Consider the following 19,674-nt stretch of genomic DNA (forward strand, 5'->3'; position numbering starts at 1 on the left):
CTTTAGAGTCGATTGAAAAACTTGTAGACATTAACCCCGCTTAACTTGTAACCCGCAGCGCATAAGCACCAGCTCGCAGAATATCATATTTGCCCATGAGAACCATGGACGTGTAAATTCGTCGGGATTATCCACATGAAACCCTTCATGCATAAATCCGGTGCCCGCATCCGTCTTCTCCAGCAGATTAAGTAAGGATTCCTGTTCCTCATCGCTGGTAGATGTCATTCCCTGAATCGCTAAAGCTATAGGCCAGATATAACGACTAGGCGTATGTGGACTTCCAATACCTGAAGCCTCCTTTCCAGCGAAGAAATAAGGATTATTGCTACTTAGAATAAGCTTTCGGGTATTTTTGTAGATAGGATCATCGGCACTCACATAAGACAAATAAGGGATTGAGAGCAGACTCGGCACATTTGCATCATCCATCAAATTCACCTGTCCACGGCCATCTACTTCATATGCATAGACTGTCCCAAACTCTGGGTGGTCTACGATTCCATACTGGCGTATTCCCTCATTAATCTGTTCAGAAAGTCTTCTAGCTTTCAATTCCAGTTCCTGATCCCTTAGGATCTCTCGGGCAATTTCACACACATACTCTAAAACAACCACAGCGAACATATTTGCAGGAACCAAATACCCGTAGTCACAGGCATCATCGCTAGGACGAAATCCAGACCAAGTCATTCCTGTATATGCTGTCAACGTTCCTTTGCCTTCACGCGCTAATGTATCCGTAGGTGGACAGTTCATCCGTTGAAAAAGATAATTGGAATCGCTCTCATGTTTCTGTTCAGTAGTCCATAATGCAATAATTCTTTCTACACCCTTAACAAATGAATCATTAAACTGACTAGTTCGGCCCGAATTCTTCCAGAGCAGATAACCCAGTTGGATCGGATAGCATAATGAATCAATCTCATATTTTCTTTCCCACACTCCTGGGCTCATCGCTGTAAGATCCTCCTGATGGCCATTTCCATTAACTTCTTCATTGAAAGCATTCGCATAAGGGTCAAGCTGGATGCAGGCGAATTGTCTTTGTACAATTCCCTCAATCATGTCCGCAATTTCTTCATCCTCGGAGGCAAGGATCAGAAAGGGTCTAACCTGAGCGGCCGAGTCCCGCAGCCACATCGCTGGAATATCTCCGGTAATGACAAAAGTGGTGCCATTTGCCATTCTTTTTAAGGTTGTATTCCAGGTGTTAGCCATACATTTCTCGAACATTTCGGCTAATTTTGGACGATCACTCAGCTGCGCTTTTACATTAGATGCCAGTTTCTTCATCGATTCAGGGATTTCTCTGGTTGCTTTCAGTTATAATACCCCCTTTTTCTTTTTCCTTTGAAGCGCTTTCACAAATTAGTATATTGTCATGTGGTTAGTATGTCAATATGTTTATTTATTGATAATGATATATCAATACTTCTATAATGTTAAACATCTATCTAAAACAAACAAAAAAACCCATCCAAAGAGATAGGTTTTTATAACAACTAATTTATGGATAATCGCATAAAATTAATTAGAATTAGATGGTTTAGCAGAACCCGTAGATTCACCAGAAATCAACTCAGCTTCCAGCATTATCTTATTCGATACAGTCTGGCCGTTCATAATTTGCAGGACATTCTCAACTGCCAGTCGCCCCATTTCTTCTTCATTCTGCCGCAAATGAGTGAACGCATAACCCGATCCGAGTGGAGTAGGTGGACTATCAAAGCAAATGATCGAAATATCCTCTGGAATCCGCAACCCAAGTCGTTCAACCGCAGTTCTAGCCAGCAGGGCAATATTATATTCCACGGCAAAAAGCGCCGTTATTGTTGGATTCTCTTGTAAATGAGAAACTAGCCGTGAGATATCGTGTTCAATATTCTCATCATTAAAGGAATTTGGTAATGTTGAGGTTAAATCACTAACCCACAACCCCTTATCTACAGCTATCCCCCGCTCCGCATGTGCTTGTATAAACCCCTCCACCCGCTCCTCAAGAGCGGTCGTATCCGCTGGAGGTGGAGAGAGGAAAGAGATATGAGTATGCCCGAGATCAAATAAATACTCCGTACCTTTGAGTGCAGCCTGCATATTATCAGTACTGATCGAAGCAGCCGCTACTCCTTTCAGATGGCGATCTACCAGAACTAAAGGGAAACGCCCGATCACCAATTTTAGAATCTCAGCATTAAAAAATTCGCCTTGAGCCGGAAAAACAATCAGACCATCTACACCCAAGCTAAGCAACTTCTGAATAGACTGTTCTTCGTTCTCTGGTACGCCAAATGTTCTTCGTAGAACGAGGAAACAATCATTATCACGGGAAGCCTGTTCCATCCCATAAATCAAGCCTGTTCCATAACTGTTGCCAAAGTCGGTAATAATCAGACCAATCGTCTTTTCCTCATGGTTAAAGGAATTAACAACAGTCCCGTCGGAGGTCGTCTCAGGAGACATAACTGAATCTATGTAGTCAACTGCCGGATCAGCCACAAACGAACCTCTTCCCGGTTTTCTCACAATCAAATGCTCGGCGGCTAGCATTTCCAGAGCTTTTTTACTCGTAATCCGACTTACATTATAAGTTTCGGCCAGTTCTTTTTCTGAAGGAACTCGCTCCCCTTGTCCATAGGATTTATTTACAATAAGCTGCTTCACTTCATCAAATATTTTTTCATACATCGGTTTGGATGACGTTGTCTCATTCATAACTTTCGTTATCTCCTGACTCTAATTTTTTCATCTTTATACATAATAATATATCATGATATATTAAGTTTGTCGACATTTGTACTGAAGCAGTTGAAAAAAGAGGGAGGAAGGGTTCAGAGTGTAAAGCGAAAAAATTCTAAGATTCGTATAGAAACAGAGATAAACCGTATTCTGAGAATACGGTTTAAGAGAGGCTAAGTAACAAAGCTCTGAATAGACTCCTTTAATTCTCGAGCTCCCAGTCTGGATTCCATGCGACTTCCCACAAATGCCCATCGGGGTCCATAAAGTGACCGGAATACCCTCCCCAAAAGGTATCATGTAAAGGGTCAACGATCTTCGCACCAGCCTTTTGAGCTAGCTCCATAACCTGATCTGTTTCCTTTTTACTTTCTACATTGTGGCCAATCGTTATTTCTGTTGAACTGGCTGGCGATTCTCCATCTGCTCTCGCATAACTGGATGGCCCATTTTTTCTTGATGAGATCTACTATATTCATAGATAATATCAAACCACATTCCGCTTAACAAGTTTTTACACTTTTGTACATTTGTTCTTTTTTCGACCATAAAAAGCTTACACAGGTCTATCGTAAATGGCTGTTCAGATTATATAATAGAGACTATCTGGTATAGAAAGGAAGTTGATTTTTTTATGAAATTTGATGATTACCGCTATGAGCGACCGGATGTAGAGAAATTCAAGCAAGACTTTAACGCCCTGCTGAAAGATCTCAACGACACATCACCACTAGAGGTGCAAAAAGCTTCCGTCACTGCCATTAACAAGCTTCGCAATGAGTTTGACACGATGCAGACATTGGTTAGCGTTCGTCATTCTATCAACACGACAGATGAATTTTACAAAGCCGAACAAGAATTCATGGACGAAATCGGGCCTGTCGTTCAGGAATACATAACTGACTACTACAAAGCACTCGTACATTCCAAATATAGAGCCGAGTTTGAAAAGGAATGGGGTGCGCAGTTACTCCAGCTTGCTGAAGTATCGCTGCGGACGTTTAGTCCGGAAATCATTGAAGATTTACAATTGGAGAACAAACTATCAACTGAATACTCCCAGCTTATCGCATCTGCCAAGATTCTTTTTGAAGGTGAAGAGCGTACACTGCCTCAACTCGCACCTTTCGAATTGTCTACAGACCGTGATATGCGTAAAAGCGCTTCTGAAGCTCGATTTGGTTTTATGTCCGAACATGAGGCTGAATTTGACCGCATCTATGACGAGCTCGTCAAGGTCCGTGACCGCATAGCTAAAAAGCTTGGGTACAGCAACTTTGTTCAGCTAGGTTATGACCGTATGATGCGTACCGACTATAATGCTGATATGGTTGCTAATTTCCGCAAACAAGTTTTTGAATATATCGTACCTGTCTCCCAGCAATTAAAGAAGCGTCAAACTGAACGACTGGGTCTAGATGAATTGAAATATTACGACGAGAACTTTAGCTTTAAGACCGGGAACGCTACCCCTAAAGGAGATCCAAACTGGATTGTAGCTAACGGTAAGAAGATGTACAAAGAACTCTCCCCTGAAACGGATGAATTTTTCACCTTCATGCTGGACAATAATCTGGTGGATTTAGTAAGCAAAAAAGGAAAACAAGGCGGCGGATATTGCACCTATTTCAGCCAATACCAAGCCCCTTTTATTTTCTCAAATTTCAACGGAACCTCTGGGGATATTGATGTCTTAACTCACGAAGTGGGTCATGCGTTCCAGGTTTATGAAAGCCGCAATATTAATGTGCCAGAATATGCTTTTCCAACCTATGAAGCATGTGAGATTCATTCCATGAGTATGGAATTTTTCGCTTGGCCTTGGATGAATTTGTTCTTTGAAGAAGATGCAGATAAATACCGCTTTAATCACTTATCTGACAGCCTTCAGTTTATTCCTTACGGGGTATCTGTCGATGAATTCCAACACTTTGTTTATAGCAACCCTGAAGCAACTCCTACTGAACGCAAGCAAGCTTGGAGAGACATCGAGAAGAAATACTTACCACATCGTAATTATGAAGGTAACACTTATCTGGAACAAGGGGGCTTCTGGCATAAACAAGGCCACATCTTTGCCTCACCGTTCTACTACATTGACTACACACTAGCACAGCTATGTGCCTTCCAATTCTGGAAACGTTCGAACGAAGATTTCAAATCTGCTTGGAGCGATTATTTGGAGCTATGCCAAGCTGGTGGAAGCAAGTCCTTTATTAAACTGGTTGAACTAGCGGGTCTGACTTCACCATTTGAAGATGGCTGCATTAGCTCCGTTATTGGGGATATTGAAGGTTGGCTGAACAGCATTAATGACAAAGAGCTTTAATCCATTCTCTGGTAAGCTCAACACAAAAAAAGCAATCCTTGCCTTATGGCTTGGATTGCTTTTTAAAATTGAATGATCCAACTTTACCCATGTATGTTATCGATAACGAATCAATAAATCTATTGGGTATCGACCCGCATTGCGACCATATAAGGCTAAGCCTCCACCCTGTGCTTGAAGCTCCAAACGGAAAGTACGATTGCGATCTAGTTTAGCTGCTAACTGCCCCGGTACACTTACTTTACACAGATAGCCGTAAGAGCCCGCCTCATCCAACTTATTCGCTAATGGCTGATAATGCCAAGATAATACACCTCGGCTGTCGGCCGGATCATCTGGCAAATAGAAGGAGCCAATCCGTTGACCTTCTATCAGAACATTCACACGTGAAGGATGACGTTCTTCGTCGGTCATATAATACGTATTCGGATTATACTCCACCCTAGCATCTGCACCATGCATGAGATCAAGTCCCATTTCATTTTGCTTTGCGCCTTCAACATTTCGAGCCAATACTCGCTTTGCGCTGGCTTCGAACATGATTTCGATCTCGCCAATCATCTTTTTCTCCATACCATCTGGAAGAGTTACATCATATGCATAACGGCCTTGCCCAGCCCCATTGATTTTTGCGCATTGAATAGCTTCCCATTGTTGTTCAAAGTTGTGTTCTTTATACGCAGCAACAGGGATACTAATACAATCTCCATCCCCTTCAAACCTTACACTCTGATTACCGCTTCTAACATCAAACGTAATGAAGTTGCGTGTGATTACCTCTTCCCTATTATTTATCAAGGAAACTGCCAGCACTGCAACTGCGTCCTGATCAGGCATAAGGACATAAAGAGGAGATAAATCTGACACTCCATATCCGTCCCACTTCACTGACATATGCTCACTTTTTGTAACAACTCGTGTTCCCAAATTGTCGTACCAAAGTTCCCACTTCATCTGCACATGCTGTCCATGATATTTATCTGAGAAGCTGGAACGAAGAAGCGGAACTTTAACTTCATCCTTTGCGTTTACTGTCTGGCATGGCGGTGCATCGATCACGATGAAGTCCGGAGAATGCAGATCAGAAATCGTCATCCCGGGAACAAAGGCATCATAACCAAAATCTTTATCGCTGCCGTCTAACCGATAATAACCATTGAACTCGTTCGTAACATCGCGAAATTCGGTAAATACGAAACCACATAGCTTATCATGCCGCCGGAATTCATTCATCATATAGCGGTAATGCCATGCTAAATCACTATCCCCTGCCCCGCCTTCGATACCCCATACGTTTCCACATTCACTGTTCATCAGCGGGGCATCAGATTGTACATTACCTCCGATACAGTTAAAGTCTGAACCAGGAAAAGTTTTGTCTACAACCTCATTCAAATGAGATCTAAGCTGATCATAACCATTAATGTAGAAATGCCAAGTATTGATATCAGATTCCACATGATCATAGTTACAAGGTGAGTTATCTTCAACGATTCTAGATGGATCTAGTCGTTTTGCCCAGCGATATTGTTCCCGAACCCATTCCTGTGTTTCTTTGAGATAACTAGTCTGCTGCTGTAAATCACTCGTCAGACTAGTGTCCTGAGCGTTCGTCTTCAAACCCCATGTCTCGTTAAACATTACCCAAGAGAAAATCGATGGATGATTATAGTCTCGTTCAATAATCCCAAGTGCTTCACGTTCATACGCGTTACGTGCTTTTTCATCGGGATTCCCCCAAAAGCAAGGCATGTCTTCCATCACCAAAATACCCAGTTTATCCGCCCAATATAGTTTGCGTGGTTCTTCTGGCTTGATATGAATACGCACAAAGTTCAGTCCCAGACGTTTCATTAGATAGATTTCATCCCGCATATCTTCATCAGACGGATAAGTGAAATAGCCCGTTTTGTGATAAGACTGGTCAAGGGTACCGTTTAAATAAATCGGCTTACCATTGAGGGTAATCCAGCGATAACCACGCTCATCAAAACGCACAGTTTCGATTTCTCGAACTCCGAAATAGGTACTGACTGTGTCTGTGCCAAAAGATCCGCTAAGTTGTAGTTCGCCTTCGTACAAATAAGGTGTATCTGGACTCCACAATTTTGGATCTGTTATATGAATAGAGAGCTTAAATTCATTCTGCCCTGCGATAAGATCTATTTTCTCAGTATGCAATATAGAATTCTCTGCGAATTTCAGCGTGAAATCTGCCGATCCATTTTCTTGTGCAAAGATTCTTGTGGTCACTTTCACTTGCCCATCAATAGTGGTCACAAACTTAGCATCTTTCATATAAGTCTGAGGCCGAGATTCTAGCCATACGGGCTGCCAGATTCCGCGAATTTCTCCATAACCTTGTTTGCCACGTGCTTGGTAATCATGATCGAAGTCCTCTACTCTAACGACAATTGTATTGTCTAAATCTTCAACCCAGTACTGAGTAACTTCGAACTCAAATGAATCATATCCACCTTGGTGTGAACCAACATGCACTCCGTTAATCCAAACGTCACATGAATAATCTACTGCCCCGAATCGCAAAAATAGTCGTGTCTGTGAGTCGGTAGTCTGCCATTTCAAAGTCCGCCGATACCATCCTATCCCTTTATGATCACTGCCAATACCTGATAATGGACTTACCCAAGAAAAAGGAACAGTAATCCTCGAACTGTAAGCGATTTCGGAATTGGAATACCAATGTTCGCTAATTCCTTCATTGCTCGGATCAAAGCTAAATGACCATTCCCCATTCAAATTCATCCATTCGTTGCGCTGCCAATGTGGATGCGGATGTTCGGGACGAGGAATCGGAAGACTCTCAACATTCAGTACGGAAGTTGTCATGATATGAGCACAGCCTTTCAAAATAAGAAGTTGAGCTCATTTTAGCACCAGTATATAAAATTCGCAATGTATATTATAATTTTACAATATATAATCTTCAGTGTACAATATCCTCAACCTATCCTAACGAAAAGGAATACAACCAATGAATGATATTTCGCAAGAAACGATACGATACCCCGCATCACGCATCTTAGATGTTGCTAAAGCACTTTCTGGAGATGTCAGAGTCCGCATTCTTGAAGCCCTTGGTGACAAGCCCATGAGTGTCAGTCAATTGGCCGAGACACTTGGCGTAGCTCAACCAACAATTTCAATCAATGTACAGACCCTTGAGCAAGTTAACTTAATCTCATCTACACAGGGTGCAAATCGCGAGAAAATATGTGCGGTCACCTGCCGATCCATCCATCTCGATCTTCCTTCGAAGCTAGGCGATGGTCTGCATCAAACGGAAGAAATACATATGCCCATTGGGATGTTCTCCCACTGTTCTATTCAACCCTCTTGTGGTATGACTGGTAAAGACGGCGGAGTCATCGGTTCTCAGGATGATCCAAGGGTATTCTACATGCCGGAACGAGTTGATGCATCTCTCTTATGGTTCGCTGACTCTGGCTATGTCGAATACTATTTTGCCAATCCACTACCCCCTGGTGTCGAGCTTGATGAGATTCGGATTTCGGCTGAGGTTTGTTCTGAAGCACCTGCATTTCGAGAAGATTGGGCAAGTGACATCACATTAACTATAAATGACCTGCATGTCGGCACTTGGACTTGTCCATCAGATTTCGGTAACCGGAAAGGAAAGTTAACACCCGACCGATGGAAGGGTGGTACAGAATATGGAATGCTGACAGAGTGGAGTATCTCAGAACAGGGTAGCAAAATAAATGGAACTGCTTCTTCCCCTACTACAATTAGCTCACTGAAGCTGGCATTTAATGAGCCCATTCGAGTACGATTTGAGATTCGCGAGGATGCCCTCAATAGACGAGGACTTAATCTATTCGGAAGTGGTTTCGGAGACTACTCACAGGATATTATCCTGTCGTTTGTGCGTCGTTCAGTATCGGGTACATGATAACACGTAAGAATCGCACACCTGAAACCAGAGTAGATCGAAAGCTTCAGATGTGCCAGTGGACAATGTTTTCTTACACACCAATTACTTACGCTTATCTTCAGCTTTTTTGATATTCTCAGCCACTCTAAATTTCACGATCTTACTAATTAATTCATAGGGCATCGGCTGATTAAGAGGGAATTGAATGGATCCTTTTGCTCCTTTATAGACTGATAATTCTTCTTTGAAAGCGTCAATACCATTAGGCGTTGGATAAAATCCAATATGGTTTTTGAAAGCCGCAAAATGCACTAGATTTCCGTGCAGTGTAAAAGTAGGCATCTGATAGCTAATCTTTTCAATCGCTTCAGGTGCCGCTTCTTTTATTACTTTTCTTATTGTACTAAGGATTTCCTGAATCTCAGATGGAAACTTTGAAATATAGTCATCGATCGATTCATACGTGATTTTAGCCTCCATGGTAAGTCCCCTCTCTGTTTTAAGTTCATATTTAACTTTGATGAAGTGCTGCCAATGCTTCGTCTTCTGTACTCTTGAACAATATTTTATTCCCCTGATTACATTCGTAAATAAAATCATTCAGACTTTTACTATTATAGCCAGTAAATTCTCCCACAATAGCAACTCGCATCTGATAGTTTGTATACTTTTGAAGAATCTCTCCGGCAAGCCCCGTCTTTAACTCAAAAAAATCATCTGTGATTTGCTCTTTTCTTAGAATCATTTTATCGCATTCTTGATATCTCACGTTTGCCATTAGATCGAGTGCATCATTTACATTATTAATTACAATACCTTCGCTGGAAATCAAAGCTACTGTTGAATTGTCTTTACGGTTTAATGTGATTTGCATTCTAAATTGCTCCTTTTTCAATAAGAAATTCTTTTACGTTGTGGTTTCCTTGTTGGATAGCTATAGCAAATACTGATTCACCACCTTCAATTTTAGCATGGATGTCAGCTCCGTGTTCGATTAACAAGCGTATCAGCTCCACATTATCCGAATGAAAAGCTGCAGAATGCAAGGCAGTGTGCCCATCGCTATCAAAAATATGTGTCTGAGCACCCTTGTTCAATAGCAGTTGGATAACACCCATATTCCGCTCCCCAGCAATTGCAGCATGAAGTGCAGTATTAGAAGGAATGAAATTAATCTTGGAATGGGATACTGCATCAACCTCAGCACCATGGTCTATCAATACCTGCACCGCTGCTTCTTTACCGAAATGTGCTGCATATCCCAAAGGTGTAAGGCCCTCGTTATTTTCCGTATTTGCAAGAGCCGGATGGAATTCTAAAATTTCTGTTAGCCGTGCAGCATCGCCATGTTGTGCCGACTGAAAAACTTCATTAATACTTTGCCGTAGTTCCATTAGATTTCGCCTCTTTTCAATTGATGAAGAAATGATTTAGCTTATTTTTTCTGGATAGTGAAGCCTTTCTCCTGCTAACAAGAAGAAATGATGTTGTCGTCTTTTAAAGACGATAACCATTTCTCGTAAAATAACAAACACAAAAAACAATACAAATTTATTGTAAATCAATAAATTAAATGCTAAAATCATGAAGTCATTAAATAAGTGAGGTGTTTTAAATGAATGTTAAACGAGGTTCAACCACTTTCTTAAAAGTAATTATTTTTCTGGTTGGAATTGCAGTGCTTGCTTTGTGTATCTGGTTGCCTGAGATAGCGGTAAGAGATGCACGAGTACATCCAGATACGGCTTACTTCCTGATTCCCTTTTTAGTATGTGCTTACGGATTCTGTATTGCGTTTTCTGTTGCGCTTTACCAAGCATATAAACTATTAAACAACATCGAAAAGAACAATGCTTTCTCTGAATTATCCCTTAACTCTTTGAAGATTATAAAGAAATGTGCTTTTGCAGTCATTTTCCTCATTTTGTTAGGACTAGTAAGCTTAAGGGTGCTTGCTAAAGTTACAGATAGTGATGATCCAGCGGGTCCTACATCATTATGTCTAATGGCTCTTTTAGCAACAAGTATCATCGCAGCCATTGTGGACGCACTTCAGAAGCCATTAAAAAATGCCCCAGATATAAAGCCAAAAAATGTATGATTAACAGTCAAATATCAACATTAGAATTTAATATAGCCAAAAGAAAAGAGTATTCATTCGAAGGTTATCGAATGAATACTCTTTCTTTTCAATGTATATTGTGAGCCAATTTTTAAATTAAATCAGACTTTTGAAGAAGCCGCTTAACGATCGCTGCAACCTCAGCTCTGGTCATATCATCCTTGGGAGCAAGTACATTGCTGCTTCGTCCCATGATTACGCCTGCCTGCAAGCAGTCAGCAATTGCGCTAATCGCCCAGTCAGATGCTTTGCCGGCATCGGTATATGGGTTCAAGAATCCTTCAGCGGATTGATTAGGAAGGTTAGCCTTTAGCGCTGTAATTTTCATCGCTTTGGCGATAATCAACATCGCTTGTTCACGGGTAACTTGGTCATCAGGGCGGAACATGCCATCTTCAAAACCATTGATTAATTGATATGCATATGCAGTATTGATCGCACTGTTATACCAATCCGTAGTTTTAACATCCGAAAATGTTGTTGCTGTTTGACTCAATCCTAGTCCGAGACCGCGAACGACAATCGCCGCAAACTCTGCGCGGGTAATCGCTTGATCAGGTGTAAATTGACCATTGCCAGTCCCTTCGATAACTAAACGGGAACCCATATCATTCACTGCATCTTTTGCCCAGTGATTAGCAACATCACTGAATTCAAGTGGATGCCAGATTACAGAGTAAGTGCCGCCACTAAGGCTGTTGATTGTAGCAAAATATTTGCCTTCAATGACTATCACTTTAGTAGGTACATGATGCACTGAGCCATCAGCATCAATATACACACCGGTTGTAATCTTCTTCGGGTCCATCCCCTCCGGAATAGCAATAGTACGTTTCACATACGTATTGAATTGAGAAAGTTCAATACTCTTATCTCCGTACATGCCTCTAGCAGTAAAGTTTACTGGTGCGCCGACTAATGAAAATGATCCGTTTTGTGCAGCAGCTCCTAATGCCTTAACTTGATCGGCAGTTGGTGCGCTGATTTCAATCTGAATTTTAATATCTTGTAAAGCTACAGACTTACCAATCTGCGCGGATAAGGCCTCAATATCAATCTGCCCAGCAGGCAGTGTAAATGTCGCATTTCCCGTTCTGATTTCAAGTACAGCTTGATTTCCCTGCATATTTTTAACCATTTGTCCGTTTAGTTCGCCAACGATAACATCAGATTTACTAGTGGCAGTGATAGAAACCACCGCACCTTTACCTTCAGCGGCGAGCTTGTCTTCCAGCTTCTTCTGGTCTAAAGCAATGGTGGTTAGCGTTTGATCATTCCGTTTACCATTCGTCGCAGTTCCCACGGTTTCCGCTTTACCATTGATTAAAATGGAAGCATCATTTGCCACAGGTGCCGGCGTTGCTGATGGAGTTGGTTGAGAAGGAACATCAACACTGGATGGAGCGCTCGGGATGACTGTATTGGATTCAGCAGATGATTCGCTAAAGCCAGCCTTATTGATGGCCTGTACCGTGAAGGTGTAGCTTGTACCATTCGTAAGACCACTGATTGTAAGCGGACTTCCATTACCCGTAACCGTCAGCCCTCCCGGATGAGCCGTTACAATATATCCTGTGATTTCACTTCCACCATCGTTTACCGGCGGTGTAAAGGTGATGATCGCTTGACCATTTTCTGCAGTTGCAGTTACGGATGTTGGAATACCCGGTGCTGTAATTGGCTTAGCAGGAGCCTTCACAGTAACGGTTGTTGAAGCTTTATAACTTCCATCTTTCGTTGTAACTGTAATGATGGCTGTTCCCTCACCAATTGGAGTTACTTCTCCATTCACAACCTTGGCTACAGTCTCATCGCTGGAGCTCCAGATCAGGTCTAGATCTGTTGCATTTGCAGGCTCTATTGTCGCTTTTAGTATTCCCACAGTTTCACCAGCTGTTAAATCGAGCGTCTCCTGATCTAGCCTCACCCCAGTTACATTCACAACTGGTGGAATTGGTTCACTTACATTCACTGTTGTTGAAGCAGTAAAACTTCCATCTTTAGTCGTAACCGTAATGGTGGCTGTTCCAACACCAACCGGGGTTACTACTCCGTAAACAACCTTAGCTACTGTTTCATCACTGGAGCTCCAGATTACCCCCTTATTGGTTGCATCGGCAGGTGCGACTGTCGCTTGTAGCGTTTTATCACCTTCTCCAACTGTTAAATCAAGTGTTGGCTGGTCTAAGGTTACTCCGGTTACTATAACAATTGGTGGCTTAGGTGCTGCCACATTCACAGTTGTTGAAGCCTTAAAACTTCCATCCTTAGTCGTTACAGTAATAATTGCTATACCCTCACCAACTGGTGTAACCACTCCATCCACGACTGATGCAACAGTTTCATCGCTGGAGCTCCAGATCACATCTGTATCTGTCGCATTTGCAGGTTCTATTGTCGCCTTTAGTAAGGCATCTGCTTCACCAGCAGTTAAGTCGAGCGTCTCCTGATCAAGCTTCACTCCGGTTACGTTCACAATTGGAGCACTCACAGTTACGGTCGATGTCGCAGTATAACTTCCGTCTGTTGTTGTTGCTGTTATCGTTGCCGCTCCAACGCCAACTGGGGTGACCACTCCATTCACAACTGTCGCCACAGTTGCATCACTGGAGCTCCAGATCACGGTTTTGTTCGTGGCATTAGCAGGTTCTATTACAGCATTTAGTGTATCTCCTGCTTCTCCCTCTGTTAAACTAAGTGATGTTTTATTCAAAGTCACTCCAGTTACGAGGACATCTCCCACATCGTTTACCTGCACATTGAAGGTGTATAAACTACTTATAGTGCCATCATTTACAGTAACAGTAATCACACTGTTTCCGTAGGCATTCTTCGCTGGTGTTATTTCTAACGTCCGCACATCCCCACTTCCACTTACTTTCAGTCCATTATTCGGAATTAGGGAAGTATTAGAAGATGTAGCTGATACATTTAGGTCATCCCCATCCACATCAATAACCTTAAAGGAGCGTGATACAGATTTATTTTTTTCCGTTGTAGTACTTCCCATGAAGCCTGTGTCCTGCTTCCAGCTAGCACCGGTGATTGAACCGTTCTTAGCTGAACCAGCCGGTGTATTGACAGCGATAATACCATCATTGCTATTCGAAAATTTATAGTTCAAAGCCAGATTAGGCTCTGATCCATTCAAATCGACGTTCATTTCGCGAACAATTTCGCTCTGGGTTTTAGCTTTACTCCAAAACCTTACGTCTCTCATCCCACCGCTGTAATCTCCGTCCTGTCTCCAGGTGCTTTTACCAAGCCAGTTGTTCGGACGTGCCATATTTCCAACTGTACTTAAATCCATAGCCCCTTCTGCCTTAAGAACACCATCCCAATAAATACGCCCCTTTTTCTGACTGTGATCATAAACAATCGAGACATGTACCCACTTGGAGATCGGGAAATCGTCTGTGACATTAATATCTCCTTTATTGGTGTAAGCGATGAAATGCATTTTTTTGCCGTTAAAGCCCACAAAAATATTGTGGTTCTGCTCTGCGATTGAAGATTCGAAGAATCTCATCCAGGTATTAAAACCATTGACTTTTAAATTACCTTCAATTGTAAAAGAATTCTTGTATAACAGTTGATCTGGGAACGTCACATAATCTCCATTGCCGTCAAAACTAAGATAGTCCCCACCATTCAGTTCTGTCAGATAAGGTGCGTCGTTCACTGGATTTACTGTAATTGTGGCGGTGCCTGGATCTGAGCTGAAAGCTGCAACTGTGGTATTCGCATTTTTTTGATAATTTTGATACCCTGTTGCTGTAGTGTCCCATAGCTTAAAGTCAATGGAAGCTGTTCCGTTCCAGTCTTTAGCGGGGACAAAACGAATTTTCTCCGATTTCAGCAGCAGAAAAGCTTTAGTGTCAGACACTGGCTCGATATTATACCAGATGTTTCCCAATGTGTTGTAATATTGCCAGGCCCCATTTGTATTATCAAATGAAACCACAGCAATCCCTGTTGTCGCTGGATCGGTTACCTTTCCTGACAAAAGACTGGAAACAACAACGCCTGCGTTGGAAGAATCGTCTTCATTGATGGACGGTATCACAGCTGGGCTATTCACGATCCAACCAAAGTCCGATTTTGCACTCACTATTTGAGTGTGGATCGGCCCCACACCTTGCACCACAACTCCAGTGGCTAACGAAATACTAATGCCTATTTTCATAAATGATGGCTTCAAACTCTTTTTCCCCCTCTAGCTTAAATCATGTCATCATTTCGACAATAATCGAGAGTATTATACAAAATTATGATAAACGAAAAATAAACAAAAAAAAGAACCTTCGAATTCTAATCGATTCGTCGGTTCTCTTTTTCTTTATACTAGTTCATCATCTTCTTAATCAGAGCTTTGAGCTTAGGATCAGGTGAAGTTCCAAGCTCCTGTTGAAGGGTCTCTTCCAATTGCCCATATCGCCGATAAGCTTCATTCATACGCCCTAGTTCAATATACAAATGAATGATTTCCTGATGGATATCTTCTCTCAAGGGATCCAATTTCAAGATTCTCTCAAAGTAATGCAGCGATTGTTGACGCTCGTTCTGCTCCATATGAAATCTAGCAGCTAGTTCCAGCAGTCCAATAAAATCCTGTTCAAGTCGGCGTGTCTTCCCACTAGCCCAATCGTATGCTTTACCTTTGAGAAAGGACCCCGTATACAATGTTTCTACTTGATTGAACCATTCAGAATCTTTTTTCGAGACCTGCCTAATTTGCTTCAGCTGTCGCTTAAACTCATACAAATCACAATAAACACTGCGTTCCTCTATACTAATTTCGGTTCTGCTTGCTTTAATAAAGCTAGTTCCGATTGCTTTTCGAATATAGTATAGGGTTGAGTTCAGATTCTTCAACGCTTTATCAGGCTCCAGCCCGCTCCATAAGGTATCGATAATTTCATCTCGGCTAACCGTCCCTTTACTAATCAAAAAGGCAAACAATTCTTCGGTTTTTGGGCTCCTTAGCTTGATGGGCTCTCTGTCTTGCGTACGGCGGTATATCTTTAGTCCATTAAATAAGAGAACTTCTATGACGGGCTGAACCGTCACACCTCTATTCATTTTTTTGATCTTATCCAAAGTTTTAGTTAAACGCTGTGCAGTTACAGGCTTCAGCAAATAATCCACAGCACTCAGTTCGAAGGCTTGCAGTGCGTATTCGTCATACCCTGTAACAAAAACCACATTAATCGATTCATCTAGTTCATGCAAAAGGGTGGAAAGCTTCATTCCATTTGTGTCAGGCATAGAAATGTCCAAAAAAGCTACATCAATCGAATTCCCCTTCACAAATTCATAGGCTTCCGTCGGATCCAGAAAAGTATCGTATACTTCAATCTCTCCACTCTGAGATAATATCCTTTTTAAGCGCTTTACCGATAATTCTTCATCATCCACGATAATGGCTCGCAGCATACCTCAACCTCCTATCCGCTTCATGTGTTGTTTGGGGATATCAAAAGAAACCCGTGTGCCTTTTCCTTCAACACTTTGAATACGAATGTTCTTTCCATAGAGAAGTTTGATGCGTTGACTAATATTCCAAAGCCCTACGCCTCTTTTATCTACATCTGATTTCATGATTTCCTCCAGCTTGTGCTCACTCATTCCGCGTCCATTATCTTCTACAACAAAGCTGACCACAGAAGGATCCGACTCTTTCACAGATATAGTTACCTTTCCTCCCCGTAAATTGGACATCAGTCCATGTCTTATAGCATTTTCTACTAATGGTTGTAGGATAAGTGGGGGAATCCGGCTATCCGTATTTGCGGTTATATCATATTCCACTTGTAATCTAGCACCAAAGCGCACTTTTTCAATATTAATATATGCTTTAACTAGCTCTAGCTCACCCTCCAAGGTAGTTAACGAATCCAACTGTTTGAAGTCAAAGCTGCTTCTCAAATACTGTGACAGCTCCAGCGTTAATTCTTCCGCCTGCTCAGGTTCTTCCACACATAATGCAGCAATTGAATTCAGGGCATTGTACAAGAAATGCGGTTTGATCTGAGAACGTAAAAAGGCAATTTCGGCATCTTTAGCTTTCTTCACAGAAGCTCTCAATCGGGTCAGGCTTTTCACACGTGCCATTAATTCTTCCGCTTCAAACGGCTTCCCCACATAATCATTTGCCCCATTATCCATGGACATTTTCATATCGCTAACTCTATTCTTCGCCGTTAGCATTAACACAGGCAGCTCAAAGGGTGTGAATCTCTCTCTAATCCTTTGCAGAACCTCATAGCCAGAAATATCCGGCATTGTAATGTCCAGTACAACGAGAAAGAAGTCTGAATTCTTCGATAACTCATCAAGTGCCAGCTGCCCGCGGTTCACAACAACAATGGAATATCCCTCAAGCTTGAACAAGTTGATCATAGATTGCAGGTTGGCAAAATCATCGTCCACGACCAAAATCGGCTCATTGATTTTACCTTGGATATATATAGGATACTCCTGGCGCGGAAAGAAAACTTCTCTATAAGGAAGAGTCTTATCCACGATTGGACCCGTGACTTGATTAGATGTTCGATCCCATCGTGAAATAGTAAATATAAAGACCGAACCTTTACCTGCAACAGAGTCCACTCTAATGTTCCCGCCATGTAACTCAACCAGCTTCTTGGTAATGCTTAGTCCGAGACCTGTCCCACCATGACTGTGAATTTCAGCTTCGTCCACTTGCTCAAAGGCCATAAAAATACGTTTCTGCATATCCGGTGCAATTCCGATTCCCGAGTCTGCCACACGGACCTCAACCCATTCATGAGTAAATCTGGCACTAATATTTATTTCACCCTGCTCCGTGAATTTAATCGCATTATCTACCAAGTTGTGCAAAATCTGAATCAAACGGTTGCCATCTGCATGTACAGGTGGAAACTCTGGAGCAACATTGTTTACGAGAAAGATCGACTTTTCTCCGAGCAGAAACGAATGTATACCGATAACAGAATCTACAACAGCTTTCAGATCTAGGGTGCTTTTATATAAGGTGATATCTCCATGCTTCATTTTGGAATAATCGAGTAATTCGTTTACCATATAAGTTAATCTTCTTCCACTTCCCATTACGATCGCTAGATTCTGCGCTTGCCTTTCGGTAACTGGACCTTCAACCCCATTAAGTAGTGTAGCAGTAATGTTCACTATGGCATTTAGTGGTGTCTTCAGCTCATGAGAGGTATTGGAGAGAAATTCGTCCTTAATTTTGTCCAGACCGATCAGTTGGTTTTTCATTTCATCTATCGTATGATAAGCCTCGAAAAAACGGAGAACAATCAGAACGATCATAATGATATTAAAGGCTACAATGTAAAACTGTCCTAGCCAAAGGTTTTCTTTCATCGAAAGAGCAAACAGAATGATGTCTATCGAGTACAGATTGATAGCAAGAATCGCCAAGAACAGCAGCAACGATTTGATTCGATTTACTTCTGGACTTCTGATATACAAGATAGCCACTCTAAACAACATCCAAATTAACATCAATTCATATACAATGATCACATAGGTAGAGAAAAGCGTGTAAGTACGAATAGGCAGGATTGCTACCAATATTATAAAGCTGCCTAGTATAATCGTTACGACTTGTGTAAGTTTTAAAGAGATTATGCTTTTGTGCATTTGGTAGAAAAATATAGCCAGAACAATAAAACACGATATGGAGCTAATATCTTTCACTTTGTATAACACAATGAACGAAAGGTTTGGGAAAAACAGTAACAGCGAACGTTCTCCAATCAAGCCATGATAGATCGCAAGCAGTAAACAAATAATAGCAAATACAATTAAGGAGTAATCCTTCTTGCGGTATAAAGCAGCCGCCACAAAGCAGATGACAAAAATAAGTGATAATGTTCCCAATATTGCAACTGTACTAAATTCACGAGCCGTACTCTTCTGCTGGTTCTCCAGCATAGCGGCTTCCTCGCCAAAAGTAAGAGATACCGGAATACCTGCATTTACATATTCATAGTTAGAAACTTGAATGATAATCTCTACATCACCTTTTTCAGACGAAAAAAGCCCAATCTGCGGAATATTCCCCGACTGGTAATCGGCAGTACTCATAGTGGGGTTTCCATCCTTAATGAGTAAATGCCCATTCACATAAATCGCACTCGAAAAGCGGATATTCGTTTTTTTCAAAGCGAATACACCGTTTACAGGTAAGTTTTTCAGCACCATCCGATAAGTAGCAGAACCGAATGCAGGTAAAGGTTGTCCATCAACCACTTTGCCATTCCATCGTGAGGGGACCTCCATTAATGCTGTAGGAGCAGGTTTGTCTGTGCTTGATTCTATAAAATGCTCAGGCATTAGCAGCTGGTTCCAATAAAATTCCCACTCACCATCTAACTTGATGATCTTTTGTTGCCCATAATCCCAAGTTGAAAGATCCATGCTCCCCTTCTGAACTTGCAGATAATTCTCATGTTGATCATTGTCTATAAAAATGGATAGTGGGATTGTTGCTAACGAGATGAAAGCAATTAAATAAATAAGTAACGTCCTTTTGAGCATCGTAGGCCCCTTTTCTAT

12 protein-coding genes and 1 pseudogene are annotated in these 19,674 nt (G+C 41.7%); 3 read left to right on the top strand and 10 right to left on the bottom strand.

Annotation, left to right across the window (positions count from 1 at the left end; translation table 11 throughout):
- Positions 1-30: 30 nt before the first annotated feature.
- The 3 genes and pseudogenes from MKY19_RS17165 to MKY19_RS17175 form a co-directional block, all read right to left on the bottom strand.
- Entirely contained in the window at positions 31-1,296 is a 1,266-nt protein-coding gene (locus MKY19_RS17165) for a glycoside hydrolase family 125 protein (RefSeq protein WP_339796293.1), read from the bottom strand.
- 234 nt (positions 1,297-1,530) lie between these two features.
- A complete protein-coding gene (locus MKY19_RS17170) occupies positions 1,531-2,715 on the bottom strand; it encodes a GntR family transcriptional regulator (RefSeq protein WP_339796296.1) in 1,185 nt (394 codons plus the stop codon).
- A 226-nt stretch (positions 2,716-2,941) separates the two neighbouring features.
- Positions 2,942-3,154 (bottom strand): annotated as a pseudogene (locus tag MKY19_RS17175) (VOC family protein); the annotation flags it as partial.
- Between the two features lie 219 nt (positions 3,155-3,373).
- Between MKY19_RS17175 and MKY19_RS17180 the strand changes: the two are divergent.
- The gene (locus tag MKY19_RS17180) at positions 3,374-5,068 is read left to right on the top strand and encodes a M3 family oligoendopeptidase (RefSeq protein WP_339265217.1); all 1,695 of its coding nucleotides are present in this window, start codon (positions 3,374-3,376) and stop codon (positions 5,066-5,068) included.
- 96 nt (positions 5,069-5,164) lie between these two features.
- Here MKY19_RS17180 and MKY19_RS17185 read toward each other — a convergent pair whose 3' ends face one another.
- The gene (locus MKY19_RS17185) at positions 5,165-7,918 is read right to left on the bottom strand and encodes a sugar-binding domain-containing protein (RefSeq protein ID WP_339796300.1); all 2,754 of its coding nucleotides are present in this window, start codon (positions 7,916-7,918) and stop codon (positions 5,165-5,167) included.
- A gap of 145 nt (positions 7,919-8,063) precedes the next feature.
- Between MKY19_RS17185 and MKY19_RS17190 the strand changes: the two genes are divergently transcribed.
- Complete coding sequence (locus tag MKY19_RS17190) at positions 8,064-9,002, top strand: helix-turn-helix domain-containing protein (protein WP_339796304.1); 939 nt, start codon at positions 8,064-8,066, stop codon at positions 9,000-9,002.
- Between the two features lie 84 nt (positions 9,003-9,086).
- Here MKY19_RS17190 and MKY19_RS17195 read toward each other — a convergent pair whose 3' ends face one another.
- The 3 genes from MKY19_RS17195 to MKY19_RS17205 are packed head-to-tail and all read right to left on the bottom strand — an operon-like array spanning position 9,087 to position 10,378.
- A complete protein-coding gene (locus MKY19_RS17195; RefSeq protein ID WP_339796307.1) occupies positions 9,087-9,464 on the bottom strand; it encodes a DUF1801 domain-containing protein in 378 nt (125 codons plus the stop codon).
- Positions 9,465-9,495: 31 nt separating this feature from the next.
- A complete protein-coding gene (locus MKY19_RS17200; protein WP_076283444.1) occupies positions 9,496-9,858 on the bottom strand; it encodes a DUF4180 domain-containing protein in 363 nt (120 codons plus the stop codon).
- Between the two features lies 1 nt (position 9,859).
- On the bottom strand, positions 9,860-10,378 hold the full coding sequence (locus MKY19_RS17205; protein ID WP_339265227.1) for an ankyrin repeat domain-containing protein: 519 nt from the start codon (positions 10,376-10,378) through the stop codon (positions 9,860-9,862).
- A 221-nt stretch (positions 10,379-10,599) separates the two neighbouring features.
- Between MKY19_RS17205 and MKY19_RS17210 the strand changes: the two genes are divergently transcribed.
- Positions 10,600-11,085: a DUF2975 domain-containing protein gene (locus MKY19_RS17210; RefSeq protein ID WP_339265228.1), complete on the top strand. Its 486-nt coding sequence runs from the start codon at positions 10,600-10,602 to the stop codon at positions 11,083-11,085.
- A 112-nt stretch (positions 11,086-11,197) separates the two neighbouring features.
- Here the strand turns inward: MKY19_RS17210 and MKY19_RS17215 are convergent, their stop codons facing one another.
- From MKY19_RS17215 to MKY19_RS17225, 3 genes are all read right to left on the bottom strand, one after another.
- Positions 11,198-15,307, bottom strand: coding sequence for an S-layer homology domain-containing protein (locus MKY19_RS17215; RefSeq protein WP_339265229.1), 4,110 nt, complete (start codon positions 15,305-15,307; stop codon positions 11,198-11,200).
- Between the two features lie 143 nt (positions 15,308-15,450).
- Positions 15,451-16,542, bottom strand: a complete 1,092-nt coding sequence (locus MKY19_RS17220) for a response regulator (protein WP_339796311.1) — start codon at positions 16,540-16,542, stop codon at positions 15,451-15,453.
- Positions 16,543-16,545: 3 nt separating this feature from the next.
- Complete coding sequence (locus tag MKY19_RS17225; protein WP_339796315.1) at positions 16,546-19,656, bottom strand: ATP-binding protein; 3,111 nt, start codon at positions 19,654-19,656, stop codon at positions 16,546-16,548.
- Positions 19,657-19,674 lie beyond the last annotated feature (18 nt).

The organism is Paenibacillus sp. FSL R5-0744 (genome assembly GCF_037972555.1).
Taxonomy (GTDB): domain Bacteria; phylum Bacillota; class Bacilli; order Paenibacillales; family Paenibacillaceae; genus Paenibacillus_AQ.

Bases quoted from the DNA above. Each gene is read 5' to 3' on its own strand.
- MKY19_RS17180 (WP_339265217.1), top strand. From the start codon at position 3,374: ATGAAATTTGATGATTACCGCTATGAGCGACCGGATGTAGAGAAATTC.
- MKY19_RS17220 (WP_339796311.1), bottom strand. From the start codon at position 16,542: ATGCTGCGAGCCATTATCGTGGATGATGAAGAATTATCGGTAAAGCGC.
- MKY19_RS17185 (WP_339796300.1), bottom strand. From the start codon at position 7,918: ATGACAACTTCCGTACTGAATGTTGAGAGTCTTCCGATTCCTCGTCCC.
- MKY19_RS17195 (WP_339796307.1), bottom strand. From the start codon at position 9,464: ATGGAGGCTAAAATCACGTATGAATCGATCGATGACTATATTTCAAAG.
- MKY19_RS17165 (WP_339796293.1), bottom strand. From the start codon at position 1,296: ATGAAGAAACTGGCATCTAATGTAAAAGCGCAGCTGAGTGATCGTCCA.
- MKY19_RS17200 (WP_076283444.1), bottom strand. From the start codon at position 9,858: ATGCAAATCACATTAAACCGTAAAGACAATTCAACAGTAGCTTTGATT.
- MKY19_RS17205 (WP_339265227.1), bottom strand. From the start codon at position 10,378: ATGGAACTACGGCAAAGTATTAATGAAGTTTTTCAGTCGGCACAACAT.
- MKY19_RS17210 (WP_339265228.1), top strand. From the start codon at position 10,600: ATGAATGTTAAACGAGGTTCAACCACTTTCTTAAAAGTAATTATTTTT.
- MKY19_RS17225 (WP_339796315.1), bottom strand. From the start codon at position 19,656: ATGCTCAAAAGGACGTTACTTATTTATTTAATTGCTTTCATCTCGTTA.
- MKY19_RS17170 (WP_339796296.1), bottom strand. From the start codon at position 2,715: ATGAATGAGACAACGTCATCCAAACCGATGTATGAAAAAATATTTGAT.
- MKY19_RS17190 (WP_339796304.1), top strand. From the start codon at position 8,064: ATGAATGATATTTCGCAAGAAACGATACGATACCCCGCATCACGCATC.